Raw genomic sequence first — 23,478 nt, 5'->3', positions numbered from 1 at the left:
TCCTAAGATAACAATCCGCCAGGGCGCATATTCTTCTGCAACATTGTTCCCGCTTCTGCTTGCGCAATTTGTCGCACTAATTCCACGGTGATTTCAAGCTGTCCATTTCTTGATTGTTGGCTTACCGTTGCATCCATCGGTTCACCATTATTAATCACCTTAACCGCTATATTCCCTGATGATTTAGGTTGATAAGCCATAGTTGGCAATCTTGGTACACCGACTCCACCACCATTAGCAAAACCACGACGAACAGAACCGTAATTAAGATGATCTAAAAAGCCACGACCCAAACGAGCAGTGGCTTCTTTTGTTATGACGTATTCGCCCTTATGTACAATACCAGCTGGCGTATATTTTCCACCTATACCAGTAAATCCCCCTTCATCAAATCCAACAAGTCCACCAGTATATTTTAATTCAGGGACTAAACCGCCTCCAGAGAACCCCATAAATTTGCCAAAAGATGTTCCTCCAAATGCTGCCTTGAGTGATGCAAAAATAATCATTTTTGTCGTCATTTGAACAATATCTTTGATGATTGATTTTGCTAGGGAGTTAAAGTCAGTTTTACCCGTCATGATAAAGTCAGTTAAAGCATCAGACATACCATTAAATGCGTTCACGGTAATGTTGCTTATATTTCCTGCAACATCAGAAACCTGATCTTCAATTGTTTTCATTCCTTGCTGAAAACCAAGAATTGCACTACCACGAGATTCTTCCGTTTGTTGCTGAATAATCCTACGACGCTCTTTAAGTTTGGCAATTTCTTCATCTAGTTTGGCTATATTCTTCTGCGACATCCCGTTTTTTAACCTTGCCGCTTCTAAATCAAGCTGGTGATTGTACTGCATTAACTCTTGTTCTTGTCGAGTTTTCCCAAGTAGAGTTAATTCAAACTCCATTGCTCGTAGTTTTTCAGAATTATCAGAAGTAAATTGTTTTACATAGTCAGTTTTAGATCCTTTTGACTGACGCCCATTTTCCTTTAGGCTTGTCTCTATTTTGTTTATTTGGTTTTCTTTGGTGAAATCTTGTTCTAGTTGAGCTTTACCATCTAAAATCTTTTTCAAAGTCTCAACAGATAAACCAACAGCTTTATCTGCCGCATTAGCTGCGGTAATGGTGCCTGTCGCAATGCCGATCAATACTTCATTATATTCAGCACCCTCTTTCCCAAGCAATTCATAGAGACCTGCTAAAACATATGCAGATTTTGCTTGCCCTTGTTGTTTTAACTTCGCAACCTCTAATTTTTGAGCAAGCGTTGTTGATTTACCATTTAACTTATCAATTGCATCTTTTAAATCTAATGTCTTATCTGCCGCTTTGTTTGCACTATTCGCCGTATCATTAAAGCTTTTCGGTAAGTTAGCTATAATGTTATCTGTAGTTTCAGCTGATACTCCAAGCAACTTGAATTCCTGTCGCACTTCATCAACATTTTTACCTGCTCGCAGCATCTTCTCGCCAAGCGGAGAAAGCATTTTCTCAAGTGCTAGCCTTGCAATATCAGCATTTTCTTTAGTTGCTTGGATTTTATCTTTTAAACGTTTGATTTCGGCATCATTTGCATTTCCACCAACGCTAATACCATCGAAATCTGCACTAACTTGCTTTGCTGCTATTTCCGCTTTGTATTTTTTAATCTCAGCGTAATATTTTTCTATATCTTCAAGCTGTTCAGTAATTTTAACTGATAATGCTGCCTCGCTGATTTGCTCATAAGATTCAGCTAAAGCTTGGTTAGCAACAGATGTATCTAATGCCCATTGTCTAGCTTCTGCCGCTTGTGAACTAAAAAATAATAATGATGTGGCAGCAATACCAATCACACCAGCAGGGCCACCAAGTAAAGCCATTACACTTTGCAAACCTTTTGCCGCCATCGTTGCAAGATTAGTTGCTGTAGCAAGGTTTCGTTTTGCTGTGGCTTCAGCTTGTGCAAGTGCAATAATTTGAGCAGACTGCACTTTCATTCTTTCACGCAATGCAAAGCGTGTTTGTTCAGATTGTGCAAGTTTAAATTGTGCGTTTAAGCTTGCCATTTCAACCTGAGCCGCTGTACGCATTGCAGTAGCTGTTGCTATGGCTTTTGCCTCTGCAATATGCGCTAGAGCATTTTTTGCACTAGCATAACCCGTTTTTAATAGTTCCAAGCCGTATTTGCTAAGATGACCGATAGCAAGTGCAGCTGTCAGCGATCCAAGCCCAATAATTAATTCTTGGAGATGATCGCTAACAAAATCGACCCCAGTAGCTAGTTTTTGCGTAACACCTAACGCACTATTTGCTTCACCTGAAAACTTAGTTATCGATGTCTCTAAATTTGTAAAAGACATTGAAAGCGTTTTCACGCGTTTATTAAAGTCATTATCAACCGTATCTCGTGCTTTTACTAAAGCTTGGATAACGGTGTGAATATCTAATTTCCCTGCTTTAGCTAAGTTTTTCAGCTCGCCAGTTGTTGTGCCAAGCCCTTTAGCTATTGCGTCAGCAAGACCTGGAGTCTGCTCAATCACAGAATTAAGCTCATCACCGCGTAATTCTGCACTTCCTAATGCTTGCCCAAATTGCATTAATGCTGCTTCAGCTGCACCTGCACTAGCACCTGATATTGCAACAGATTTTGCAACAGTCTCCGTTAATTCAGAGACTTGCAATTGAGATAAATTCAATCTATCTGCATTTTGTGCAAAGCGTTGATAGATTTGTGCAGTAGCGCCCACAGCTTGATTGGTTTTCAAAGAAATATCAAACACCGATTCTGTCGCAGCCACCATAGCTGTTTGGCTATTTGTTACTAAGCGAATACGGTTTTGCAATTCAGTATAACTATCCGCGTATTTTATCACATCAGAAATACCAGATGATAAATAGGAACCGCCCGAACTTACAATGCCCGCCCAAAAAGTACGGCTTGTCGTTTTATTAATTGTATTTGCCGCTTTCTCTATGTTATTCAAATATTGAGTAGTACGCTCTGAGAATTGTTTTGCTTTGGCCTGCGCTTTTGTAAAATTCAATTCAAATTGTTTTGCGAACTTTTGCGTTTGATAGGATGATTTATCAAGCGCCTGATTAAACTGAATTGAGTCCAAACTCAAAAGAATATTTAACGAACCTAAACTTGACATATTCACCTCATAAAAAAAGCCCGCCGAAGCGAGCTTTTAGAAACTTATAATTTAATTAATAATAACATATTTCACACGATTCTTATCTTGTTCAACTATCCTTAGTTTCTTAATACGGTTATTTTCTTTAATAATAGCTACAACAAGACAAGTTGCGAAAATAGCAACATATACACCAATAAAAGCGAGAATATAAATAAAATCAACAGCAAATAAAAGGAATAATGTCCCTAATGCAATAAGCAGTATAAAAAAGCATTTTGCTGTAAATTGAATAAAATCACGCAACATACTTACCACCTTCTATAAGTTGAAAGTAACTGTTTTTCCTGTGGGTAATTCAACCGATAAATTTAACACACCACCCATTGCTTCAATGTAACGTTTAACTGATGATAATTTAATGTCATTGCCACGTTTTTCAAGGGCGACAACTGACGGCTGAGAAATACTTAATGCTTCTGCCATTTGCTTTTGTGAAAGCTCTAATTCTTCACGAATACGGTAAAGTTGTAACTCCATTCGCATATCGTCTGCCATAGCTTTCACTTTCGCTTGCTTTTCAGCTGGAAGATTATTCATCAGATCTTTAAATTTCACGCTCATTTTCTTGCTCCTTAGTTAATTCAGAAAGGTAATCATCATAGGTTTGTTCCGCTAGGGCAATCATCTCTTTGTAAAAGAGTTTTTCTTTCTTGCCTTTTTTATCTCCGCCACATAAAACAATCGCTTGTCTGACAGGGTCGAAAATATAAAATAAACGGAATACCGATAATTTAGACTGTACTCGCAATTCTTTTAAATTGGTATATTTAGAGCCTTGCAGCGTATCCGCATAAGGTCTGCTTAATTGTGGACCTTCTGTTGATAATAATTCCAACGCCGCATAGATTTTTAATACGTCATCTTCTGCCAGCGTTTCTAACCAGTTCAAAAGTGGGTCTTGTAAAATTACTTCCCATTCTTGTTTCATACAGCTATTACCTTTCTTATTATTTATATAGATTTTAATCTATATAAGATTCAGAAGCAATAGATAATTTAACGATTTGCTAAATAATCAGCCACTCCGTCATCATCTTCATCATCCATTTTTTCTTGGTAAAACGGCATAAAATCAGATAACTCTGGAGGCTTAGACTTAGGGTCTCGATTTATCATAGCAAGCAAATGTGAAACTTGTGCAGTACGATAATCCTCTCGCCATAATCCAAAAGGCTGTTCCTGATAAAAAATTTCGTATTCTTGGAGATGACGCTCTGGCATTTGCTCAATTTCTTCAAGTGTTTTGCCGAGAGAAAGTGAGAGGTTTATTTGGAACTTTCTTCGGCTTGAGAGTTTTTTGGTTCATCTTCCACAATAGCTTGCGTTAATTGCTCAAATACAACCTTATCTAATTTGGAAAGTGCGGTTAAATCATCAGGATTATCCATATCAAAAAGATTTTTACCATCTTGATCGCACAACCGCATAGCAAGCGTACGCGTTAATCGATTCGGGTCATAAATTTTAGCAAGTTGCTCAGTAAGGTGTTTTTCATCATTGAAGTTCAATTCAATACCTTGACTCTCTGCAATGTGCACCAATTCTTGTTGTTGCCCATAAAGCACACGATTCATTTCACCAACAGTAATTTCACGGATATAATAATTCTCGCCATTAATAATGATTGGGGTAATTTTAGGCTTATTGGCTAAAAGTTTTTCACGTAGATTCATTATTTATCACCTTTGTTTTTAATTGAATTAATAATATTTGGGAGTCGCCAAGCGATGATGAAACATACGCCTAACACTAAATAAGCTAAGGTCGTTTCCCATAACCCATATTGCATAGCTTGCTCCTTGAATAAAGGAAGAAAGTTAGTTATAATTTCCAATGAAGTTTATTCCTTTTAAGTATGGTTTAATTGGAATGAAAAACCCCGAGAGTTCGCTGCTTTCGGGGTTTTAGTTTTTATAAAGTGCGGTCAAAATTCACCGCACTTTGCGGCTATGCTGGTAAGTGATAATCGCGTTTTGCTTTTTTAATCGTTACACCAGATTCAAATTTACCTTTTACTTCACCGCTAAAATTAGGTGAGGTTTGGATAAATCCTGTGCCGTAAAGAGAACCTTGACCATTTTTCAATATCATCATCCAAGGGAAGGTTTCTTTCGCATAAAACTTCTTGCGCAAGTCAGCTTGCATTGCGGTAGCTGGCGCATAGAAGAAAGTTAATTTAATTGAGCCGTACTCAATTTCACCGGCTTCGGTTTCAGTCCCTTCGCTACACATTGTCGTAACATCTTCTTCCCCGAGCGTGTCACCGTCGCCTTCAATGTTTTTGATTGTGCAGAAGTTAGATGACCATTTAACGGTTGCAACTTTTGCTGTTGTGAAAGAGGTCGGCGCGTCTTGGTTACTCCAATCCACTTCATCAGCCAACGTAATTTTTTCGTTTGTAACGGATTTTACCGGGTAATAACCATCAAGAGAGCCAAGACCAGTTAGCTTAATAAAATCCCCTACTTTGGCACCATGCCCTGCTGATGTAATGGTTGCATTAGGTTTAACCGTTACGGCTGTGACTGCTTTGCCTTCGGTTAGACCAGTGCCTAAATAAAATTTAGTGCCTTGAAAAGGTGTTGTTTGTGTAGGCATATCTAGTCCTCATACTTAATTTGATATTTAAGGTTAGAAACGAACCAAGTACGATTTGTCGTATCTTGCTCGTATTCGTAGCTAATAAGAGTCATTTCGGAAATGTTTTCCGATAATTCATCATTAGATATAGCTACGCTTAATCGCTCTTTGATTTTGTCTGCAATATCATCTAATGCGTCGTCGCCTAAAGCTGTTTTCAGATAAATTGCGATATTTAATGCTGCGGTATATTCGTGATGACAGAGATCTACCTCTTCGCACGAAATCTCATCAAGAAAAACTGCAATAGCTGTTTTTTCTTGGTCAATATCAATAAATAAAGGGCGCCCAGAATAAATATTCTCAACACCCTTTATACTGCTTTTGAGCATATCCGACACTTGATGCCGAATCTTCTTATGAATTAGCATTTAATCCTCTATTTTTTTAAAATGTCACTCAACTCTCTTGTCAGTTCGACTTTGATCTGACTTGAATAATCTTTTAACTCATTATGGAAAGCCGTTGTTAATGGTCTAGATAACGGAATCTTAACAACATCAATTGAATACCGCTCTTTACCTTGTCGCTGCATAACGTGTTTACGACCATTTGCTAGAGTTTGAATAAAACCGCGTTGTATTTGATATTTGCCTATTCTAATTTGCCCTTTACTCGCTCGCATGGTTCGTCTAGGGTTTTCCAATAATCGAATTAATGGTAAATTTCTTCTATCAACTCGTATTTTTGCAACTGGTCGATTCGCTGTTGCTTTTTGGGATAATCGAGTTCGCTTACGGATTAATTTAGCTGGCACATGAATCTCTTTGGATACATTTTTTGTTCCATTTTTGATTGCACTTCTCGCCACCTTATTAATCGCTTTTGCTGCCGCTTTAGGCGCGACTTGATTAGCCAGTTTTTGGATATTAGCTTGTAATGCTGCCATCCCTTCAATTTTCACCGCCATATTTACTCCAATTGCAGCACGATCTTCCCATCTTCAAAACTAAACCCTCGCACAACATATTCCTCTGTTGAAGAAATAATGATATCTCCAAGTTTTGGCTTATATCCTGATGCTTTAAAAAGAGTGAGAGTACGCGTCGTGCCATTAATTAAGTAATCATCGGTGTAATTGCCACTCATTAGTTTTGGGCTTTCATCAAGCACAGCTTTGTATTTTTTGCCGTTGATAACATAGACGGACATCATCACATCTGATATGACTTTGTCCGCCTGTGCGAGTGCGTCATCAAACGGACTAAGCGTTGATCTTGACATCTACAGTGCCCATCGATACGCCACTAGCATGCCAAGCAATACCTAAACGCTTGTTACTACCTGCGGTAGTTGTTGCTCCGTCAGTTGCAGACCAGTACACGATCGCACCTTGTTTGATGTCGTCAGCCGCTTTTGCTTTAACGGTAAATACACCGGTAGTCAAACCAACACCAACGGCGGATTTTTCCACGTCGGCAACAGCAATCGCCGCAAGGTTTTCTAACATCACTACATCACCGCTTTTTACGGCAGCGGCAGCGGTAAAACGCACGGTGTTTCCGTCTTGCATATAGTTTTTAGCCATATTTAATGATCCTTTAATTTTGATAATAAAAAACCGCACCTCGCTTAAAAGTGCGGTCGTTATTTAAGGCGTTTTAAGTTACTTATTGGTAACTTTTACAATGCCACGGTAGTCAATTACATTAACACCTGCATCAATGCGCACCTTGGTAGATACGCCATCAACAGTGAAACCTTGTTGTTGCTCCATGTATGGCGTATCAATGCCGTCAAGGTAAGAAACTTCAATAGCCTCTTTGTTGATTAAGTACCAAGATTTTGGATCGGCAACTTGTAAACGTGCGGATTTAACTGTCGGCACAATGTCACGGATTGGATTGATAATGCCAGAATTAATATCAGCTCCCTCCACACTTGCTGAACCTAGAACTTGTTTAGCACGAGTATAAAGTGAGGTTGGTAACAACATAAAATCAGGCTCAATCGCTAATGGTTCACCACGAGTATTGACAAATCCATTCATCATTTGAATTGCTTTATCAATATTGGTTACATCTAATGCGGCATTATCAAATGAGTTTTTGTGCGAGGCATCAAATAATTTTTTGCCATCTTGCGCAATCGCGTTACCAGTTAATAACGCAAACACTAATTTAGCGATTGTCGCACGTGCCGCTTGTCCCATTTTTTCAGGAATTTTTGTCAACAAGTGCATATCGTCATTGATGATTGCTTGACGGGTAATACTAAATAATTGCCCGTAAGTCGCTAATGCAACGCTAGCGCCCTCATCGCCGATTGTGCCGTAGGTGTACTCCTCACCCTCACCAACTTGCGGTAAGTAACCAAAGTCACCTAATCCAAAACGTTTCGCCGCGCGGAAGTCGGTTAATGTGCCACGAGATGTAAACTGATCAAAGTTTTCCGCTGCGGTTTCCCAACCTTTAAGCAAGGATTTGTGCGCTACATCAATTAAGATCTGACCAAAGTCAGAGCTTGAGTGAGTAAATGCCAAACCAACCATGCTCATTGCATTTTGACCCGATACACTAATACCTCGATCAACCAATGATGCACGAGCAAGCTCACGCAATGTCATCGCATTGTAGGCGTTGTCTTTAGCATTTACTTTGTCTTTGTCGATACCTGCACGAGCCAATAAGGATTGTTTCACGCTATCACCAACAATGTTACCGTTATCGGCATAAGGCGTTACTGCTGCACTTGGGGTTGTGCCTGCACCAAGTTTTGCTAATAATTTGTCTTTGGCTTGATCTGCGGTAATTGATAAATCACCTAAACACTCCACTAACAAATCATTGTGCGTAGTACCAAACGGTGCAAATACCGCTTTAATGTCGGCGTTACGTTTATTTAATTCAGCCTGCACTTGTGCGGTGTTATCTACCGGAGCTGTCGGCGCTTGATTTACCGGTTCAGTTGGTGCTGGTTGTGCAGGAGTTGGTGTTGCTTGTGGTGCGGATGCGCCAGCGTTGCCTTGTGGCTTAAACAACATGTCTTTCATTGCTTTTGGCATATTTTCAAAGTCCTCTAATTTTCTTGATTTAATAGACGCCATCGCCACAAGTGGTTCGGCTAGTTTGTCTGCAAATCCTTGTTCAACACATTCTTTTCCGTTGAGCCAAGTTTCTGCTGATAGCATTTCTGCTAATTCTTCAGGTGTTTTTCCTGTTTTGCTTGCATAAGCTGGGATTAGCGTATTTTCGACCTTGTCTAATAAGTCGGCATATTTGCGCATATCCTCAGCATCGCCACCTTGGATGCCCCAAGGCTTGTGGATCATCATCATTGCATTTTCCGGCATGATTACCTCATTGCCCGCCATCGCAATAACGCTCGCCATACTTGCCGCCAAGCCGTCAATGTAAACTGTCACATTGGCTGGATGATTTTTCAGTAAGTTGTAGATAGCAATGCCATCAAACACATCTCCGCCAGGCGAATGGATATGCAAATTTATTTGTTTTAGATTATTACCTAAGGCTTTAAAGTCCTTAGCAAATTGTTGTGCCGAAATCCCCCACCCGCCAATTTCATCATAAATGGAAATATCTGCAGTATCGGTAGATTTAGCATTAATGTTGTACCATTTCATTGTTACCACCATTTAATTGCATTAATAAAAATGGCACTGGCAATTAAAAAGCCCAGTAACCACAAACCCCAAAATCGAAGTGAGGATAGTTGTTCATTCATTCTTCTAAACTCCTTGATAATTGAGAGAATAGTTTTTAAAATACTCATAGATTATTTCCTTTTAAATCGTTCTTAATTGGAAATTCAAAACCCGAAGTGCTACTAACGCTTCGGGTTTGTTTTATTCGTCTAGGTTTTCTCCGTCCTTTAGTGGAGATGCCCGCTCATTTAATGGCGTATTGGTTAAATCCGTGTCGAAATTCAGCCCTAATTCTCGGTTTTCATCCACCTCAACTTTACGGCGACGTTTAACTTCTGCTGGATTACTACCGCTTGCGCGTACAGCTTGGCTTTCCGTTGCTAACCCCCCTTTAATACGCTCTTTCCACGCTTGCGCTTCTTTTATTGGATCAATCCACGGCATCACTGGGCCACTGTAAACAGCGTTATAAAGTGACGCTGGATCAATATCGACTGGCACCTCAATTTCACCGCTGACAATCGCCATTTTTAACCATTCGCGATAAATCGGGCGGGAGATATGCGCAACAAAGGTATCTTGTAAAACAGAGTAGCCCTCAAAACTCTCCACCAACTCTTGGCGTTGGCTTGAGTAAGTGCCGTTATAATCTCGCGCAATACTTGAGTAACTTGAGCGAGTACCTGCAGCCGTTGCTCTTAATTGCCCATTTCGGAAATGCTCAAGGTTGGTGTTCGGACGGTTGGAATTGATTAAACCAATATCTTCACCGGGTTTTAAATCATCAATGATTGCACCGGGCGCAATTTCAAAATCACGCTCAGGGCTGTCTGCGCTATAATTCTCGTTATCTCCATAGAGTGCAGCATCCCCTTTTTTGATGTACATCGTAAAGGCGGCGGCAATTCGCGCTGCAACACGTTCGCTTTCCTCATAATCTTTAAGGTCAGCAAGGCGGACAATTACACCATGCAACATCGATACGCCACGCAATTGGTGCAAGCGCTTTTTAAACGCAAGGTGCAACATATTTTCTGCTGGCACAGTTTTAACTCGTCCAAAAGTGCGGTTGTTTTCTTGTGGGTTATCCATGTAAACGCGGTAAGACACAGGACGGCGCCAAGCATTAATCTCTATCCCTTGAATTACATTTGCCGTATCAAGGGTATTCATCGGCACAAAATCAGGCTCTAATGCCTCAAGGCTAAATGCAATGTCTGTGCTATGGGTTAGCCCCGCTACAGAACCACGCACGAGTTGGATAAATACCTCACCATCACGGAGCCACGTTCGCAACAACATCCTCTCAAGTTCTGGGCGGGTAAATTGTCCAGTAACTTCTGGTCGCACAGACCATTCCGCCCATTTTTTGCGGATTTGCTCTGCCAAATCCTCATCAACATCACCACTTAAATTTAGCGGCTGTGGCTCAATATGGATTCCTCTAGAGCCAATCACACGCTCTTCCATCTTGTCCAAAATGCCGATCACAATATCGTGATTTTGGTCTAACGCACGAGCCTGTTCTCGCAAACTTACCGCACTTTGTTTGGTCGATACGTTAGCGCCTTGGCTTTCGCGTTTTGCCTTATGTGTACGGTTTGGCATTGCTGCCTCGTATGCATTCATCACATATCGGCTTTTTGCTCGCTGTGCGCCCCATTTAGGCGAGATTGCAGCAATTGTTTTATCTAATATTCCCATTGTTTAAAATCTCGCATATTTGATTCTGTGGCGTTTTACGCGCTGTCTTGTTTCCGCCAGTAACTCATTTAGCATTTGTTGATAGCGGTCACGTTGTTTTGTCCATTCGGACACTTGGTAAGATACCGATCGCCCATTAAAACTAACTTGGCTTTGGGCGTTTTCGATCTTTTCATCAAGCGTTCGGATTTTTTCTTCGAGTTCGTCTCTGTCGTAGATAGCCATTTTTGCCCCAATAAAAAACCGCACTTTTTACGGTGCGGTTAGTCAAGTAGTGGTAACTCAATTTGCAATTTGTCTTCAAAGATTTTTAGTGTTGCTTCAAGCAACGGCTTTTTACCTTTCCATTCATTCAATGCTTTACCACAAACGCTTGCTAATTGTTTTTCGGCTTTATGTTCGCCCAAAGCTTGGTAATATTGCTCAAGCAATGTCATATTGCTAGATAGCAATTGATCTTGCATAAAATTAAATGCTTTGATGTAAGCGATCTTAATTGCCATTGCTTTTTTGGTTTTATATCCCATAACCAACAACATAAAACCGTCTTTTGTCATCTCAAACATTGGGCGTTTTTCGCCTTTTTTATCGATGTATTCAACGAGACCAAAATTGGTCCGGTTAAATTCGTCATCTCCCGCCTCTAAGATTTCGCGAATATCTCGCATAACATGTTTATGATATTTGCCAAAAACCTTAGCAACTGTTTCAGATGTGGTAATTGTTTTCGCCTCTTTATTTTGTACAAATTGTTTAAAATTTTCGGGATTTGTTAATTGCATTTTCTATCTCCAAATTTAGATAATAAAAAGCCCCAACTATCTCTAGTCAGGGCTTGAGTTATTACCGCAACATATCCACCTTTTCATAGGCTCGGTATCTACCGATTTAAGGCTGTTTAGGAGTTAAAGCCAACCGCCTTTTTTGCTTCCACCACCGTTTAGCCAATTACTTTTTGTTTTTGGTTTCGGTTGCGGTTTTACTTGTTCAATTTCTACCGCACTTTCAGTTTCTTCTTTCGGTGCGGATGATTCCTTGCGGATCACGTTAGGATTTACGCTTGGCAATTTCGCCCAGTATGGGACATTGTCCTCATCGCCCCACTTAATACGCTCATAACCACGCAAAATAGCGATTGCATGGGCGTAGCAAAATAGGTCAAACGCCTCATTGTTGCCTTTACCAGGTTTGCGCCACTTGCCGTCTTGTCCTCGCTCCTCGTAGGTCAGCTCATCAAAAAACCACTCCCCGAGCCACGCAGGGAAATGGATATAGTTAGCGCCGACAGTCTCACGACTTAATGCGTTACTAATGCGATCTTTGAGCTGGTCTGTTTGTAGTAAATACAACGGCACATCACCTCGTGCTTTAGCATGACGATCTGACCGTGAGGTGTTATCAGGATAAGTGCGAGAAATCAGTTTTTGGCGTTTGGTACTATCACCTTTGACGAGATAAACGCGCTTAGATAATCCATCGCGTTTGCATCTACGCCAAAACTTATAGGCGTTATCTGTTACACCGTCCTCACCGCCGCTATCCACCGCCATTGCAAGGATTGGCATAAATCCACCCTCTAGCCCCTCGATACGATATTGTTTATTGAGTACATCGCTAATAAGCAAATCCCAGTCTTCAGGGTAGGCGGACGGATCGATCTGGAGACTTTCTCCATCGGCATTGCTCCGCATTGATGATTTAATGTTATATCGATCAATGAGCCACCGTTCGCTGTTTTCGCCATAGCCCACAATTTGAACTACAAAGCGACGGTTCCGCCCACCCTGTACGTCAACCGCAGCCAATAAAAAACGGCACCCATAAGGTACCGTTCTTTTTTCTGTTTCTTCTCTGCGCTCCATCAGCTCATCACTTCGGCGCTGTTCAAGTGCGGAGCGTGGTAAATAAGGCAATCCCCAGTCTGTATTTGTTACTGCCTTTAGCGTTTCTTCACTGCCAGTCATTTCAAATTCATGTTCAGCAGTGAGTAATTTATAAGTTAATTGCGCCCATGTTTGATAAGCGGCTGCAGGGCCTTCCAGCCAAAATGACGCAATACGAGAGTTTCTGCCCTCGCCATGGATTATACCATCTTTATCTATCGTTTGCCCTTCTTTTAGCCATTTGCCGCCAATGTTTAATGCGCGTTTCTTATCAGGATCTACGAGAGATTGACAATGTGGGCATTGTAAACGAGCGTTTTCGCTCGCCTTAACATAGTCAGTATCATTACGATAACCCACCATATTTGCCATTGATGGCTCAAACCACTCTTTGCAATGCGGACATTGCCAATAGAATCTACGTCTATCACCGCGATTATATAAAGATAAAATCCCAGTTGTTGGCGGTGCCTCGTGAGTAGTTTTTGGATGATGTTTTATATCAACAATATCCTTGCCTGGCGAACTCTCTACAAGTGTCATTCCAGCACTCATAAATGTAGTCGTACGTTTGGACGCTAAACTAAATCCGTCACCCTCGCCGTCCACATCATCGGGCCATCGGTCGTAATCTGTTAACGCAACATATTTGTAATCGGATGATGACAATACGTTAATTGACGGCCAACCAATCTTTAATAAATTACCTGCCCTAAAATATTTATCGTGGACATTGTTATCGTTTTTACGCGGGCTTAATCTTTTTGCAATCTCAGGCGAGCATCTAAAAGTGCGGTCTAAACGTTTACGACTATGCTCACTGGCTTTCTCCTGTGTAAGTTGCACCAAGAGGAAATCAGACGGATCGCAAATAATCGCATAAGTGATCCAGCCATCAATCAATCCGATTGTTTTACCAGTACGAGCTGGCCCAACAAAAATAACTGCGTCATACTCACGAGAGTTTAGGCAGTCCATCGGCTCAATGACATAAGGCGTACGGTCTTTATCCCATCTCACAGATGAGCCACCACCAAGCGGCACGCGCATATATTGTGAGACAGCTTCGGATACTTTCATTCGATTCGGCGCTTTTATCATCTCCGCTAAATCTTTTCTAATATCACTCGCTTTCGCATACATCCGTTTCATCCTCTAAGATTAGATCCGCCGATTCGTCGCGGTTTTTGTCAACTTCTTTTTGTATCCAAATAACCCAGTTTATTGGCATACCTGCGACTTCCGCCCTGTCCGCCAGTGTTTCTTGTGGCTGCAACATCGTCTTAACGATGATTGACATTTGTCTAGATGCGTCCTCGACCTCACAAACCTCGCCACGACGTTTTTTGTACTCAAGTTGTTTTAGTTGCGCGTTCCAGTAAGCCAACTGATCCGATGGAGATAATTCATCAACATTTTTCGGACGAGTACCTTCAATCAATAATTTAAGTATTTGCTCAAATGAATAGCCCTTGAAATTGGTTGTTTCTTTTTCTGGTTTAACATGACCGACTATAGCCGACATAGTGCGCCTATCACATCCTGCGATAGCAGCCATTTTGCTAATGCTGTAATAATCTTTCATAGTGCATCGCCTTAAGTTAAAAATGAACAACCAATAAACTAAAAACAGCAATAAAAGCAGTTAATTACCGTATTGTGGTGGATCGCCAAAAAAATCAAAAAACTGTCGAAAACCGCGCGCCCGAAACCCCGTGGAAAGGGGTATCCCCTCAGGAGTACCTTTTGCCGTCACGATTCTTTATAAAAATCACTCGATATATTTTTGTTTTGTCCATAAAACATAGCTTAGGACTACCCTCGAGCCATCATCAGATAGTCAAGATCAGTCCTAATGTATGTGTCTGTATATGCCAATAAAAAAAGACCGCACTTTAATTGGCGGTCTTGGTTTGGTTAATCCACTTATTGAGATTATCTACTTGGCTTGCACACTTATCTCGCTCTGCGGTTACCCTAACAAGCTGTATGACTACATCGCCGTATGTTTCCCCAGTAAATGCTGTTTTGACACAAGGTACAGTATAGGCTTGAGGTGGGTAAATATATTCTGCTTTAGTCGTGACTTTATTTGTACAAGCGGTCAAGAACAGACTGAGGCAAACGAGTGTGAGCGCAAGGCTGTGTCTTAATGATTGTTTTAACTGATTCAGCATGTTCTGTTGCTATCCTTTCTATTTCATCATTACGTTGCTGTTGCTCAATGACTGCATCACGCTCTTGTTGCAGTGCAATGGTCAATGCCTTGTTCGCATCTTCTTGCTGCTGGATGGTTTGGGCTTGTTGTTTTGTGGTTATGTTCAACTCATCTATAACACTTGATTGGTAACACAATGCGCCAAACAAAACCACTACAACAACCCCTAACGCTATGTAAATGTACTTAGTCATTATCAGTTACCATTAATGCTCGATATAGCTTGCAACGCTCATCAATGCCATTTAGCCCACCATTAATTCTTCGAGTCACTTTCTCTACCGAATTAAGATCGGCTAATTCACAGAGTTTCCAATACCAAACAGCAGCTTTAACTGATAAGTCTAAATTACTTGCTATATCTTCTGGCTCAATATCTCTACCTAACCATTTTCTAAACGCGGCATAATTATCCTTACCTGTGATCTGAATCAGTCCACGACCACGATACTTCCAACCATCTCCGCTTTTCTCATCTCCATTACCTAAACGATTAGCATAAACACGATTGGCTATGAGCTCAGGTTTGCGCTCATATCTCTTGGCTGTAAGTGGATCGGGGAAATATTTACGGAAAGTTTGAGAAAGCCCAGACCAAGAATAATTTAAGTTTTCTTTAAATCTTGTAAATCCTCCACTTTCATGCCCGCATTGAGCTAAGAACATAGCTTGTTGCATCTTAGTCACACAACCTGCTTTTTCTATTTGTTCTGAAATGGCTTGATAAACGCCCTTAACTGCATGAGGGAAAATTTTATTGAACGTCACTTCGGAAATCATCATTGTCATCTTTTTCAATTCTCCGATTAATGAATTTAAACAAGAACTCTCTAATTTTTTCAGTACCAACAAAACCAATCATCGTGCCAAGAAATGAAGAATATTCACTATGCCCAAAAATATGAGTGCAGATAGGCACTGCTACGCCAGCAATAGATGCACACATAGCTGCATCAATGAACACATATCGGAAACTTGGTTTTTTACGCATAAATCCAAGTCTTAAAATAGAAATAAATAATGCCCAAAGGGCGCTTTGAATAGAGCTAGAACTCAAGTTAATTTGTAACCAAGACCATATTAACGCCCATACATCAGGCTCTTTAATTGGCATATTTCCCCCTAATTTTTTAGGCAATAAAAAAGCCCACCTGTTACAGTGGGCGTTAAGTTCTGTTAAGATCTAGGTTACCACACCAAACTTAACAGAGGTTTAAAATGAATAAAGCAAGAATATCTCGTCAGCAAATTCTAAATAACATTCCTGAACAATATCGACATTATTTCAACATCGTTATTTTAGACATCGCCCAAGACATATATCCGCTTTTCAAAAACTTTACTGACGCCGTTAATATCTTATGCAAGCACGCACAAATTAACAAAAAGGTTGATATATTCTTCACATCATCAAAGAGTAACGGTATCGTTTCCTCAGATTGCTTAACTCTCCAATATCAAATTCACCCAGAAGCAGTCCACGTTTACTATAACGGCTGCATATTTTACGATCTCGCCAAAGCCAATTTATACCCTCGTGAAATACAAATTGCGGCTTTCCTAGAAGAATTAGCACATACTTATATGAATATCAGCGATGAGATCTTAGTTAAAAAGGTGGTGGCGTGGATGTATGAGGGCATTCATTACAATGAAAATACTGAACAGTATGAACCTATTTATTCCAAGGATAAGTAATCGCGTCTAATGGGATTTTCAAACCATTTACTGACAGTCTCTCAGCTTGAATAACATCAGAGCAAATAGAATTGTTAGCTAAAAATGCATATTTGTTTTTCAAACATTCATAAAGTGCCTTGAGCAAATACTCTGGCACTTCCTCACCATCAATCTTAATTGTATCGCCTAATGTAATGTTCATATTCCACCAACAAAAAAGCCCCGACCGTTTCCGATCAGGGCTGTAAAATTCTTTCTTGCGTTTGCTATGTGCTAAAACCGCAATATAGTACATATAATACACTTTTAGTGTGCACTGTCAAACGGTTTATGAAGTGCAGTAATTGGTGATGATGTTTCGCAAATATATCCATCGCAATCTTGGTTTAAATTGAGTTCGTATGCTGCCAATAACAACGCCACCGCAAAGATAATTCTGAACATAATTTATCCTTTTTCGTGAATTTGAGGTGTAAAAATCCGCCACACGATTTTTCAAAAGTGCGGTCGGATTTTTCGTTGTTTTATAGAATGTCTAACTGAAATCCTGTTGCTTTAGGGTTGTAGGCTCGAAGGTATTTTAATACGCGCCAGTTATTTCCTTGCTCGCATTCAAATTGCTCTGTAATGCGTGTCAATACGTTATGGGCCTGACGGAGAGTACTGCGATATTCGTAAGCCATGCTATAAACGGAAGCAGCGTAGTGCGAACCAATTTGTTTTAATGCTGGATGAAGCACTTGGCAAAGTTCCGTGCTACGCAATAAAGCAAACCACGCCCAAACGAGCTGTTGTAGGTCATGCTCTGTAAATTCACGGGGGAATTTCTCAGGTTCAGGTAGTGCAAGTTGTTGCGGTTGAAGTTGATATTTTCCTGTTTTACGAATTTGCGGAAGAACTTCTTCAAATACCCAAGCCTCAAATGGTTCGGCTTCTGGTTTACGGGATTTGATGATCAGGCGGTAAAGATTTGGTTCATTGATGAATGTCATTTCTTGCACCGCACTTTTGGTAGGGGTGTCGCGTTTCGCTACCCCCCTACTTTACAGTGTTTTGAAATAGCATCACGCGAGTTTGAGTAGCCGAGAATATCGCAAACATCATTCGCACAAAACCAAGGCTCCTGATTTTTATCAGTGATGACTCGAACAGAATTAGATTTGAAGGTAAATGCTGAAAATTGAACTTGATTTTTCATTGTGTATTTCCTTTTTGAGAGGATTGATAATTTACCCATAATTGGGCGACCAACGGCTCAAAACCAGTACACAATCTGGCGGAGTTATTCCCTTTCGGTATTGTATTCCTCGCACCGTCGGTCATTGATTGATAATTTTCTTTTTATGCGCTGTAAGTCTTAATGGCAATAAAACAAACAAGGTAAATTTTACGCATAAAAAAATCACGCTGACGGGGTGAATTAATTCCGTTGTGTAAAAGGCTTTTGAGACCTTGAATAAAATAGTAGAGGAAAATTTGGAGAATGTAAAGCATAAAATAATGCTTTACTTAAATATAATTTAGCATTATGCTAATAAAAGTTATAAATAAGCAATGGAGAAACATATGACTTCTACCTCCCTAACGGCTGAAAAACGTAAAGAACGAGCCGAGAAAGCAGCGCTAGCACGCTGGGAAAATAAAAAAGCACTAGAAGAACTCCCTTTAGCTATTCACGAAGGCGTATTAAGCATTGGTGATAAATCGCTTGATGTGGCAGTGCTTCAAAATGACTTACGCATTATTTCGAGTGCTTCTGTTTTTGAAGCATTAGATCGCCCAAATCGTGGTTCTCGTGGTGGCGCAATAACGGAAAACGAAGAATTGATCAAACTACCCGCGTTTATGGACGCAAATAATCTAAAACCATTTATTAATCAAGATGTTATAGATGTGATCAAAGGGGTTAAATATCGCACCAAAGACGGTAAAATTAAGGAAGGATATGATGCGACTATTTTACCTGTCGTGTGTGATATTTATCTACGAGCGCGTGAAGAAGGGGCGTTGGTTGGTAAGCAACAAAACACCGCCCAAAAAGCAGAAATTCTAATCCGCTCTTTAGCCAAAGTGGGCATTGTGGCATTAGTGGATGAAGTCACCGGCTATCAAGATGCACGAGCTAAAGATGCACTAGCAAAAATTTTTGAAGCCTTTGTCGCAAAAGAATTACAACCTTGGGTTAAAACCTTTCCTTTAGACTATTACAAGGAATTATGTCGTTTATATGGCGTTCAATTCCCTCCGAAAAATAATAATCAATTTCCACAATTCTTCGGGCACATTACAAACAACGCCGTGTATGCCCGACTCGCTCCAGAGTTATTACCAGAACTCAAAAAATCGGCAAGTAAACAAGCAAAAAAAGTAAAATTACACCAGTTTTTAACGGAAGACGTTGGGCACCCTAAATTGCGTGAACATTTATCTTCTATCGTTACACTTTTAAAGCTATCTAAAGATAAAGATAATTTTTATGAAATGTTAGATAAGATACACCCCAAACTCACACTTCAGGAAGGACAAGAATAGAAAGAATACCTACCCTTGAAATAAATGCGGTCAAAATCGACCGCACTTTTCAGGCAATAAATAAACATTGCTTACCTTCTGTTGATAATAGCAATAAAAGTGATGTTTTTACCATTTTCAATCGATTGAAATACTCACGCCGTGAAATATGTAAATATCGCCAAATTTCTTGTTTTTCCCATCTCTTGATATAAGTCAGAACGAATACATCATAAAGTTCTGGTGTGACTTTTCTAATTACACCAAGGTAGCCATCAATTTCCATACCTAATTCATCGCTTATAGGACGCATACGATATTTTTCATCATAACGAGCATCACATTTCATTTCTGCAAACCCTGCGGCTACACGTGGAAATTCAGTCTCATAACGAGGTGTAGCCCAATAACCAAATTCAACTGAAATCACATCAATATTCACGTAAGCTCCTTAATTTTTGCCTTGTAATACTTAATCATCGCCTTGCAATCTTCAATGGTGTATTTCTTTTGCTCGTGGTCTTGGCGTTCTAACCAAGCTACCTTGTCCGCACCGATTTTATTGACGAGATTGATTCGATATTCAATGACATTACCGCTTTTATGCTGATTGCATGGTACGCACTGCTTAAAACAGTTAATTTCGCAAAATCGTAATTCAGGACAGGCCCCCACACTCCGATAATGCCCAGCGTCATATTTGCCTTGATGATACCGACCGCAACTGATACAGGGTTCATTTTTATCTCGTAAACGGATAAATTTATTAAAGACCGATTGCGCCTCTTTCAGCCATTCTGAGCGGCTTTTTAATTTAGCCTTACGTTCCCTTTGCTTTTTCTTTTCTGCTCGTTCTTGTGCTTTTTGCGCATTATCTCGGGTTAATTTAATCGCACACTCAGGTGAGCAAACTTTCTGTGTTGAGCTAAAGGTTTTTACAAACGGTTGGCCACAAACTTTGCATTTATATTCTTTCGCCATTAGCTAAACACCATATTAAACATTCCCCAAACTGCCACAATAAAAAGTACGATTTTTAACTCTAAAATCTCGTCATCATTTAAGTGTTTCATTTAAAGCCCCCATCTATCGTTAAATCTCACGCCATTTTGCACGCCCCAGCTGGTAATGTACTCTATTAGGCTTGCTAGTCGTTTTACGCTCATTTGAGCGGTGCTTTCTCGTAGATTGATAACTTCCCCCTCAAGCCCGATTACCATTTCAGCCTGACCACCTGTTGCAATTTTGTGAGCCGATACCATAATCATTTTCCACGTGTCAATGTCTCGCTTTTTACCGTTAAATTCGCACTGTTTGCTAATATCGCTTAGTAGTGCGTGAAGTTTTGAGTTCTGCTCAAGTGAGCGTGTTATTGGTTGGATTTTGACTACCAACGGCTTTTTATCGTCTATTGGCAGCTCTTTGATTAAATCCAAGCAATTATTTTTAATGCGTTGATCGCGTAAAAAGAAAGGCTTGTATTGGCTCATAACATCATTCCCAACGCTTGAATAACATCGCAATATTCATTCTTTGCACTCCACACCTAAATCTTCCAACCCAAAATAACCGCAAGATTTTGTTCGATTAACTACACTATCTTTGCTTACCTGCGGAAAGGGTATCGGCTCAATTAAGTGACCGTTACAACGAAAACGGTCGTCATCCCATTCGCTGCTTGATATAAAATAATCTGGCGTATAAAAATCCTCTAATTCCGCACCGCACTTCGGGCATTTATAGCTTGTCATTGCAATGCCCCTTTCCCATAACTTTTAGCCGCATAGGTTTTGGCTTGTTGCTGTGGTTTCTCGTTGATGAATTGATACGCTTGTGCCTGATCGCAATCGAGGAAGTGACCTCTATCAAATTTCATATAGGCTGTGCCTAATCCACCAAATCTATTCTTGGTAACAATGGCCTCAGAGTAAGGATTATCACAATCTGCCTTGTATGCGCCCTCACGGTAAAGCATGATGATTTGGCTTGCATCTTGCTCGATTGAGCCCGAATCACGTAAATCTGAATTAGCAGGGCGTTTTACTGCACGGCTATCCACATCACGGTTAAGCTGACAAAGTAAAATGATTGGAATATTGAAGTTTTTGGTAAAGGCTTTTAGCTTGCTCATGGAATTTGCGATAGCTTGGGTTAGATTTACACCACGCTCTTGCTTGTGATTCATCAAGCCTAAATAATCAATTACAACCACAGATGGTGCGCCTTTCTCGCTAATATGGTTTTCGGTAATTGCGCAAATTTCATCGGCAGATAAACCACCACGATCGACAAAGTAAACATCTTGCGACCGCACTTCTTGCAATGCACTTGTTAATCGATGATAGTCGCCCTCATCAAGCTCGGTAGGATTGCGCAATTTTTTTACGCTCACGCCACCTGTTGCACTCAACAAACGATCGACTAACTGGAAGTTACCCATCTCAAGGCTGAAAAATAAAACTGAGCCATGATTTTTGGCGATATTGCGAGTCACTGTCAGACTAAATTCTGTTTTCCCTGTTCCTGGACGACCAGCCACAATGACAATATCGGTAGAATTTATGCCGCCAAGAATGTTATCAACCGCCTCAATGCCAGTGTAAAGCAAGCGTTCTTTGAAATCGCTTTTTGAACGTTTTTCTAAAACATCCACGTAAGAATCGACCAGTTCCCCCATGGCGATTGGCTTGATTTCCGTTTTACTGACAAGAAGTTTTTGGATTTGGTTAAGTGCATTTTGAGTGATTTGGTTGACTTGCTCCTCTTTCGCATTGGCTAACTCCCCTGCCATTTTCAACAATGCCTGTTGAGCAGTACGATTTACCCAAGCAGAATGTACTTTCTTTGCATACCCTAAAATATTTCCGCTGTAGGCATATCCGCTTGCTAATTCCGCTAGATTTGCAAAGTTTTCACCGTAGTCTTGTGCAAGCAGTAAAATATCAATCAAATCATCTTTGCGAGCCTGTTTGCGAATATTTCCGTAAAGTGCGCCAAGTTGGAATGTGGCAAACATTTCTGGTTCTAACCAACTCATCACTTCTCGAGCTTGTGGAGTCAATCCTGCAGCTAACATTGAACTGATTAGCCCATATTCGATTTCATACATTGAATTGCTCATAGTGAATTTTCCCAAGTATTTAAAAAAGTTTTAGGTTTCATGATGTAATCAAACTTAGCCACCCATCCATCTCCATTTGGGCCGCCAAAGAAGAATTTATTGGCTCGACTATTGGCTTGGCTAAGAAAGTCTTGGAAATACCCTGTAAACACTTCAACAGAACAACTTTCAACATCTGGTGTTTCTAACATTGCTTTGGCAACCTTGAGAATTGCCTTTTGTCTTTCTTGGCTTAATGTTTTTAACAAGTGAATTGGTGAACCATTAAAAACTTTATTCCATGCATCCATCACTCCTTGATAATCAACTGATATTTTTTCACGCTTAGACGTTTTTTTATTTTCGTCAGTGCGCTCTGCGTTAGCAGAATTTTCATCGTCAGATACACGGTTAATTGATAGGTTAAAAGAGTGACTGGTTATGGGTGCAGATTTTTCACTACCCCCTAGTGCAGATTTTTCACTACCTAGTGAAATATTTTCACCCCCTAGTGCAGATTTTTCACTACCCTGCTCAAGGTGTAAAAGATATAAATTTGCACTTGAACCATCTTTATTTTTTCGTGCTTTCTTGGTGACAAATCCCATTTTGATTAAATCATCAATGTGACTAATTGCACTACGTTTTGACATTTCGCATTTATCGGCAATGTATTGATAACTAGGAAAACAAATTCCATCATCATTGGCATTGTCGGCAAGTTTTAAAAGCACAAGTTTTCTAGCAGGATTGCCAACCTCACAATTCATTGCTTGAACCATTAATCTCATACTCATATTCCTAATTCCTCAATTGCTTGCTCTGTTACTCTGTCGTACTCTTCTTGGCTTGCGCCCTGCTCTATTAATTGTTGTTTTATGCCTTCGTAAGCTATAAATTTTTCTCTATCGCTTAAACTTGCTACAAATTCGTGGTCAAATAGTCTTTCCATA

General features: G+C 40.2%; 35 protein-coding genes. 2 read left to right on the top strand and 33 right to left on the bottom strand.

Features of this window, described 5'->3' with window-relative positions:
• Positions 1–2 precede the first annotated feature (2 nt).
• The 22 genes from ACPT9C_RS06285 to ACPT9C_RS06180 all read right to left on the bottom strand — a co-directional run bounded on the left by ACPT9C_RS06285 (position 3) and on the right by ACPT9C_RS06180 (position 16,348).
• Entirely contained in the window at positions 3–3,140 is a 3,138-nt protein-coding gene (locus tag ACPT9C_RS06285) for a tape measure protein (RefSeq protein WP_425627455.1), read from the bottom strand.
• A 51-nt stretch (positions 3,141–3,191) separates the two neighbouring features.
• Positions 3,192–3,431 (bottom strand): hypothetical protein, encoded by a 240-nt coding sequence (locus ACPT9C_RS06280; protein ID WP_015701503.1) that lies wholly within the window; start codon positions 3,429–3,431, stop codon positions 3,192–3,194.
• A 12-nt stretch (positions 3,432–3,443) separates the two neighbouring features.
• A complete protein-coding gene (locus ACPT9C_RS06275; RefSeq protein WP_005651224.1) occupies positions 3,444–3,746 on the bottom strand; it encodes a helix-turn-helix domain-containing protein in 303 nt (100 codons plus the stop codon).
• Positions 3,730–4,113, bottom strand: coding sequence for a type II toxin-antitoxin system RelE/ParE family toxin (locus ACPT9C_RS06270; protein WP_015701504.1), 384 nt, complete (start codon positions 4,111–4,113; stop codon positions 3,730–3,732). Before ACPT9C_RS06270 ends, ACPT9C_RS06275 begins: the two co-directional genes overlap by 17 nt.
• A 68-nt stretch (positions 4,114–4,181) precedes the next feature.
• Entirely contained in the window at positions 4,182–4,406 is a 225-nt protein-coding gene (locus ACPT9C_RS06265) for a phage tail assembly protein T (RefSeq protein ID WP_038440708.1), read from the bottom strand.
• Between the two features lie 44 nt (positions 4,407–4,450).
• Positions 4,451–4,858, bottom strand: a complete 408-nt coding sequence (locus ACPT9C_RS06260) for a hypothetical protein (protein WP_038440705.1) — start codon at positions 4,856–4,858, stop codon at positions 4,451–4,453.
• Between the two features lie 274 nt (positions 4,859–5,132).
• Positions 5,133–5,783: a hypothetical protein gene (locus ACPT9C_RS06255; protein ID WP_118879910.1), complete on the bottom strand. Its 651-nt coding sequence runs from the start codon at positions 5,781–5,783 to the stop codon at positions 5,133–5,135.
• Positions 5,784–5,785: 2 nt separating this feature from the next.
• Positions 5,786–6,157: a phage minor tail U family protein gene (gene gpU / locus ACPT9C_RS06250; RefSeq protein ID WP_230304754.1), complete on the bottom strand. Its 372-nt coding sequence runs from the start codon at positions 6,155–6,157 to the stop codon at positions 5,786–5,788.
• A 47-nt stretch (positions 6,158–6,204) separates the two neighbouring features.
• A complete protein-coding gene (locus tag ACPT9C_RS06245) occupies positions 6,205–6,735 on the bottom strand; it encodes a phage tail protein (protein ID WP_015701508.1) in 531 nt (176 codons plus the stop codon).
• 2 nt (positions 6,736–6,737) lie between these two features.
• Positions 6,738–7,049 carry a hypothetical protein gene (locus ACPT9C_RS06240; protein ID WP_015701509.1) on the bottom strand — a complete coding sequence of 104 codons (312 nt, stop codon included), beginning with the start codon at positions 7,047–7,049 and terminating at the stop codon, positions 6,738–6,740.
• Positions 7,030–7,353, bottom strand: a complete 324-nt coding sequence (locus ACPT9C_RS06235) for a DUF2190 family protein (RefSeq protein WP_015701510.1) — start codon at positions 7,351–7,353, stop codon at positions 7,030–7,032. Before ACPT9C_RS06235 ends, ACPT9C_RS06240 begins: the two co-directional genes overlap by 20 nt.
• Positions 7,354–7,431: 78 nt before the next feature.
• Entirely contained in the window at positions 7,432–9,408 is a 1,977-nt protein-coding gene (locus ACPT9C_RS06230) for a ClpP-like prohead protease/major capsid protein fusion protein (protein WP_118879911.1), read from the bottom strand.
• Between the two features lie 2 nt (positions 9,409–9,410).
• Positions 9,411–9,557 carry a hypothetical protein gene (locus tag ACPT9C_RS06225; RefSeq protein ID WP_154017416.1) on the bottom strand — a complete coding sequence of 49 codons (147 nt, stop codon included), beginning with the start codon at positions 9,555–9,557 and terminating at the stop codon, positions 9,411–9,413.
• 73 nt (positions 9,558–9,630) lie between these two features.
• Complete coding sequence (locus ACPT9C_RS06220) at positions 9,631–11,133, bottom strand: phage portal protein (RefSeq protein WP_114934844.1); 1,503 nt, start codon at positions 11,131–11,133, stop codon at positions 9,631–9,633.
• Between the two features lie 3 nt (positions 11,134–11,136).
• Positions 11,137–11,358 (bottom strand): hypothetical protein, encoded by a 222-nt coding sequence (locus ACPT9C_RS06215; protein WP_015701513.1) that lies wholly within the window; start codon positions 11,356–11,358, stop codon positions 11,137–11,139.
• Between the two features lie 38 nt (positions 11,359–11,396).
• Entirely contained in the window at positions 11,397–11,915 is a 519-nt protein-coding gene (locus ACPT9C_RS06210; RefSeq protein ID WP_112072221.1) for a Rha family transcriptional regulator, read from the bottom strand.
• Positions 11,916–12,038: 123 nt separating this feature from the next.
• The gene (locus ACPT9C_RS06205; protein WP_118879912.1) at positions 12,039–14,159 is read right to left on the bottom strand and encodes a phage terminase large subunit family protein; all 2,121 of its coding nucleotides are present in this window, start codon (positions 14,157–14,159) and stop codon (positions 12,039–12,041) included.
• Positions 14,140–14,601, bottom strand: coding sequence for a DUF1441 family protein (locus ACPT9C_RS06200; protein WP_114877436.1), 462 nt, complete (start codon positions 14,599–14,601; stop codon positions 14,140–14,142). The genes ACPT9C_RS06205 and ACPT9C_RS06200 overlap by 20 nt, the downstream gene beginning before the upstream one ends.
• Positions 14,602–14,911: 310 nt before the next feature.
• Positions 14,912–15,193 (bottom strand): Rz1-like lysis system protein LysC, encoded by a 282-nt coding sequence (gene lysC, locus ACPT9C_RS06195; RefSeq protein WP_112072223.1) that lies wholly within the window; start codon positions 15,191–15,193, stop codon positions 14,912–14,914.
• Positions 15,105–15,428 (bottom strand): DUF2570 family protein, encoded by a 324-nt coding sequence (locus ACPT9C_RS06190; protein WP_101160782.1) that lies wholly within the window; start codon positions 15,426–15,428, stop codon positions 15,105–15,107. Before ACPT9C_RS06190 ends, lysC begins: the two co-directional genes overlap by 89 nt.
• Positions 15,421–16,023, bottom strand: a complete 603-nt coding sequence (locus tag ACPT9C_RS06185) for a glycoside hydrolase family 19 protein (RefSeq protein WP_112072224.1) — start codon at positions 16,021–16,023, stop codon at positions 15,421–15,423. Before ACPT9C_RS06185 ends, ACPT9C_RS06190 begins: the two co-directional genes overlap by 8 nt.
• Positions 15,989–16,348 (bottom strand): phage holin, lambda family, encoded by a 360-nt coding sequence (locus ACPT9C_RS06180; protein ID WP_032827954.1) that lies wholly within the window; start codon positions 16,346–16,348, stop codon positions 15,989–15,991. Before ACPT9C_RS06180 ends, ACPT9C_RS06185 begins: the two co-directional genes overlap by 35 nt.
• Before the next feature lie 104 nt (positions 16,349–16,452).
• Here ACPT9C_RS06180 and ACPT9C_RS06175 point away from each other — a divergent pair, with 104 nt between their 5' ends.
• Positions 16,453–16,932 (top strand): hypothetical protein, encoded by a 480-nt coding sequence (locus ACPT9C_RS06175; protein ID WP_101160776.1) that lies wholly within the window; start codon positions 16,453–16,455, stop codon positions 16,930–16,932.
• On the opposite strand, the gene ACPT9C_RS06170 is transcribed toward ACPT9C_RS06175, so the two are convergent.
• The 4 genes from ACPT9C_RS06170 to ACPT9C_RS06155 form a co-directional block, all read right to left on the bottom strand.
• Complete coding sequence (locus tag ACPT9C_RS06170; RefSeq protein ID WP_101160772.1) at positions 16,910–17,116, bottom strand: hypothetical protein; 207 nt, start codon at positions 17,114–17,116, stop codon at positions 16,910–16,912. The two genes, ACPT9C_RS06175 and ACPT9C_RS06170, sit on opposite strands and share 23 nt — an antisense overlap.
• Before the next feature lie 104 nt (positions 17,117–17,220).
• A complete protein-coding gene (locus ACPT9C_RS06165) occupies positions 17,221–17,358 on the bottom strand; it encodes a hypothetical protein (protein WP_192888187.1) in 138 nt (45 codons plus the stop codon).
• Between the two features lie 80 nt (positions 17,359–17,438).
• Positions 17,439–17,906 carry a P22AR C-terminal domain-containing protein gene (locus ACPT9C_RS06160; RefSeq protein WP_423717275.1) on the bottom strand — a complete coding sequence of 156 codons (468 nt, stop codon included), beginning with the start codon at positions 17,904–17,906 and terminating at the stop codon, positions 17,439–17,441.
• Between the two features lie 38 nt (positions 17,907–17,944).
• Positions 17,945–18,112: a BRO-N domain-containing protein gene (locus tag ACPT9C_RS06155; protein ID WP_423717276.1), complete on the bottom strand. Its 168-nt coding sequence runs from the start codon at positions 18,110–18,112 to the stop codon at positions 17,945–17,947.
• Positions 18,113–18,480: 368 nt separating this feature from the next.
• On the opposite strand from ACPT9C_RS06155, the gene ACPT9C_RS06150 reads away from it, so the two are divergent.
• Positions 18,481–19,446 carry a P63C domain-containing protein gene (locus ACPT9C_RS06150; protein WP_114934836.1) on the top strand — a complete coding sequence of 322 codons (966 nt, stop codon included), beginning with the start codon at positions 18,481–18,483 and terminating at the stop codon, positions 19,444–19,446.
• A gap of 49 nt (positions 19,447–19,495) precedes the next feature.
• Here ACPT9C_RS06150 and ACPT9C_RS06145 read toward each other — a convergent pair whose 3' ends face one another.
• The 7 genes from ACPT9C_RS06145 to ACPT9C_RS06115 form a co-directional block, all read right to left on the bottom strand.
• Entirely contained in the window at positions 19,496–19,867 is a 372-nt protein-coding gene (locus tag ACPT9C_RS06145; RefSeq protein ID WP_114934835.1) for an antiterminator Q family protein, read from the bottom strand.
• Complete coding sequence (locus ACPT9C_RS06140; protein WP_118879913.1) at positions 19,864–20,406, bottom strand: recombination protein NinG; 543 nt, start codon at positions 20,404–20,406, stop codon at positions 19,864–19,866. Before ACPT9C_RS06140 ends, ACPT9C_RS06145 begins: the two co-directional genes overlap by 4 nt.
• A gap of 92 nt (positions 20,407–20,498) precedes the next feature.
• Complete coding sequence (locus ACPT9C_RS06135; protein WP_042593421.1) at positions 20,499–20,915, bottom strand: recombination protein NinB; 417 nt, start codon at positions 20,913–20,915, stop codon at positions 20,499–20,501.
• A gap of 36 nt (positions 20,916–20,951) precedes the next feature.
• Positions 20,952–21,176 carry a hypothetical protein gene (locus ACPT9C_RS06130; protein WP_114934833.1) on the bottom strand — a complete coding sequence of 75 codons (225 nt, stop codon included), beginning with the start codon at positions 21,174–21,176 and terminating at the stop codon, positions 20,952–20,954.
• Entirely contained in the window at positions 21,173–22,546 is a 1,374-nt protein-coding gene (locus tag ACPT9C_RS06125; protein WP_118879914.1) for a replicative DNA helicase, read from the bottom strand. The genes ACPT9C_RS06130 and ACPT9C_RS06125 overlap by 4 nt, the downstream gene beginning before the upstream one ends.
• A complete protein-coding gene (locus tag ACPT9C_RS06120) occupies positions 22,543–23,322 on the bottom strand; it encodes a helix-turn-helix domain-containing protein (protein WP_232043360.1) in 780 nt (259 codons plus the stop codon). Before ACPT9C_RS06120 ends, ACPT9C_RS06125 begins: the two co-directional genes overlap by 4 nt.
• Positions 23,319–23,477, bottom strand: coding sequence for a hypothetical protein (locus ACPT9C_RS06115; protein WP_162790435.1), 159 nt, complete (start codon positions 23,475–23,477; stop codon positions 23,319–23,321). Before ACPT9C_RS06115 ends, ACPT9C_RS06120 begins: the two co-directional genes overlap by 4 nt.
• Position 23,478: the final 1 nt, after the last annotated feature.

The organism is Haemophilus sp. HN_Hi16 (assembly GCF_049823435.1).
GTDB classification, from domain to species: Bacteria; Pseudomonadota; Gammaproteobacteria; order Enterobacterales; family Pasteurellaceae; genus Haemophilus; species Haemophilus influenzae_D.
The sequence above is the reverse complement of the archived record's forward strand: the minus strand, read 5'-3'. Positions and strand labels throughout refer to the sequence as shown.

What these genes read in the sequence shown, in the direction of transcription:
- ACPT9C_RS06285 (WP_425627455.1), bottom strand. Translation starts at nt 3,140, where the DNA reads ATGTCAAGTTTAGGTTCGTTAAATATTCTTTTGAGTTTGGACTCAATT.
- ACPT9C_RS06280 (WP_015701503.1), bottom strand. Translation starts at nt 3,431, where the DNA reads ATGTTGCGTGATTTTATTCAATTTACAGCAAAATGCTTTTTTATACTG.
- ACPT9C_RS06275 (WP_005651224.1), bottom strand. Translation starts at nt 3,746, where the DNA reads ATGAGCGTGAAATTTAAAGATCTGATGAATAATCTTCCAGCTGAAAAG.
- ACPT9C_RS06270 (WP_015701504.1), bottom strand. Translation starts at nt 4,113, where the DNA reads ATGAAACAAGAATGGGAAGTAATTTTACAAGACCCACTTTTGAACTGG.
- ACPT9C_RS06265 (WP_038440708.1), bottom strand. Translation starts at nt 4,406, where the DNA reads ATGCCAGAGCGTCATCTCCAAGAATACGAAATTTTTTATCAGGAACAG.
- ACPT9C_RS06260 (WP_038440705.1), bottom strand. Translation starts at nt 4,858, where the DNA reads ATGAATCTACGTGAAAAACTTTTAGCCAATAAGCCTAAAATTACCCCA.
- ACPT9C_RS06255 (WP_118879910.1), bottom strand. Translation starts at nt 5,783, where the DNA reads ATGCCTACACAAACAACACCTTTTCAAGGCACTAAATTTTATTTAGGC.
- gpU (WP_230304754.1), bottom strand. Translation starts at nt 6,157, where the DNA reads ATGCTCAAAAGCAGTATAAAGGGTGTTGAGAATATTTATTCTGGGCGC.
- ACPT9C_RS06245 (WP_015701508.1), bottom strand. Translation starts at nt 6,735, where the DNA reads ATGGCGGTGAAAATTGAAGGGATGGCAGCATTACAAGCTAATATCCAA.
- ACPT9C_RS06240 (WP_015701509.1), bottom strand. Translation starts at nt 7,049, where the DNA reads ATGTCAAGATCAACGCTTAGTCCGTTTGATGACGCACTCGCACAGGCG.
- ACPT9C_RS06235 (WP_015701510.1), bottom strand. Translation starts at nt 7,353, where the DNA reads ATGGCTAAAAACTATATGCAAGACGGAAACACCGTGCGTTTTACCGCT.
- ACPT9C_RS06230 (WP_118879911.1), bottom strand. Translation starts at nt 9,408, where the DNA reads ATGAAATGGTACAACATTAATGCTAAATCTACCGATACTGCAGATATT.
- ACPT9C_RS06225 (WP_154017416.1), bottom strand. Translation starts at nt 9,557, where the DNA reads ATGAGTATTTTAAAAACTATTCTCTCAATTATCAAGGAGTTTAGAAGA.
- ACPT9C_RS06220 (WP_114934844.1), bottom strand. Translation starts at nt 11,133, where the DNA reads ATGGGAATATTAGATAAAACAATTGCTGCAATCTCGCCTAAATGGGGC.
- ACPT9C_RS06215 (WP_015701513.1), bottom strand. Translation starts at nt 11,358, where the DNA reads ATGGCTATCTACGACAGAGACGAACTCGAAGAAAAAATCCGAACGCTT.
- ACPT9C_RS06210 (WP_112072221.1), bottom strand. Translation starts at nt 11,915, where the DNA reads ATGCAATTAACAAATCCCGAAAATTTTAAACAATTTGTACAAAATAAA.
- ACPT9C_RS06205 (WP_118879912.1), bottom strand. Translation starts at nt 14,159, where the DNA reads ATGTATGCGAAAGCGAGTGATATTAGAAAAGATTTAGCGGAGATGATA.
- ACPT9C_RS06200 (WP_114877436.1), bottom strand. Translation starts at nt 14,601, where the DNA reads ATGAAAGATTATTACAGCATTAGCAAAATGGCTGCTATCGCAGGATGT.
- lysC (WP_112072223.1), bottom strand. Translation starts at nt 15,193, where the DNA reads ATGCTGAATCAGTTAAAACAATCATTAAGACACAGCCTTGCGCTCACA.
- ACPT9C_RS06190 (WP_101160782.1), bottom strand. Translation starts at nt 15,428, where the DNA reads ATGACTAAGTACATTTACATAGCGTTAGGGGTTGTTGTAGTGGTTTTG.
- ACPT9C_RS06185 (WP_112072224.1), bottom strand. Translation starts at nt 16,023, where the DNA reads ATGACAATGATGATTTCCGAAGTGACGTTCAATAAAATTTTCCCTCAT.
- ACPT9C_RS06180 (WP_032827954.1), bottom strand. Translation starts at nt 16,348, where the DNA reads ATGCCAATTAAAGAGCCTGATGTATGGGCGTTAATATGGTCTTGGTTA.
- ACPT9C_RS06175 (WP_101160776.1), top strand. Translation starts at nt 16,453, where the DNA reads ATGAATAAAGCAAGAATATCTCGTCAGCAAATTCTAAATAACATTCCT.
- ACPT9C_RS06170 (WP_101160772.1), bottom strand. Translation starts at nt 17,116, where the DNA reads ATGAACATTACATTAGGCGATACAATTAAGATTGATGGTGAGGAAGTG.
- ACPT9C_RS06165 (WP_192888187.1), bottom strand. Translation starts at nt 17,358, where the DNA reads ATGTTCAGAATTATCTTTGCGGTGGCGTTGTTATTGGCAGCATACGAA.
- ACPT9C_RS06160 (WP_423717275.1), bottom strand. Translation starts at nt 17,906, where the DNA reads ATGACATTCATCAATGAACCAAATCTTTACCGCCTGATCATCAAATCC.
- ACPT9C_RS06155 (WP_423717276.1), bottom strand. Translation starts at nt 18,112, where the DNA reads ATGAAAAATCAAGTTCAATTTTCAGCATTTACCTTCAAATCTAATTCT.
- ACPT9C_RS06150 (WP_114934836.1), top strand. Translation starts at nt 18,481, where the DNA reads ATGACTTCTACCTCCCTAACGGCTGAAAAACGTAAAGAACGAGCCGAG.
- ACPT9C_RS06140 (WP_118879913.1), bottom strand. Translation starts at nt 20,406, where the DNA reads ATGGCGAAAGAATATAAATGCAAAGTTTGTGGCCAACCGTTTGTAAAA.
- ACPT9C_RS06135 (WP_042593421.1), bottom strand. Translation starts at nt 20,915, where the DNA reads ATGAGCCAATACAAGCCTTTCTTTTTACGCGATCAACGCATTAAAAAT.
- ACPT9C_RS06130 (WP_114934833.1), bottom strand. Translation starts at nt 21,176, where the DNA reads ATGACAAGCTATAAATGCCCGAAGTGCGGTGCGGAATTAGAGGATTTT.
- ACPT9C_RS06125 (WP_118879914.1), bottom strand. Translation starts at nt 22,546, where the DNA reads ATGAGCAATTCAATGTATGAAATCGAATATGGGCTAATCAGTTCAATG.
- ACPT9C_RS06120 (WP_232043360.1), bottom strand. Translation starts at nt 23,322, where the DNA reads ATGAGTATGAGATTAATGGTTCAAGCAATGAATTGTGAGGTTGGCAAT.
- ACPT9C_RS06115 (WP_162790435.1), bottom strand. Translation starts at nt 23,477, where the DNA reads ATGGAAAGACTATTTGACCACGAATTTGTAGCAAGTTTAAGCGATAGA.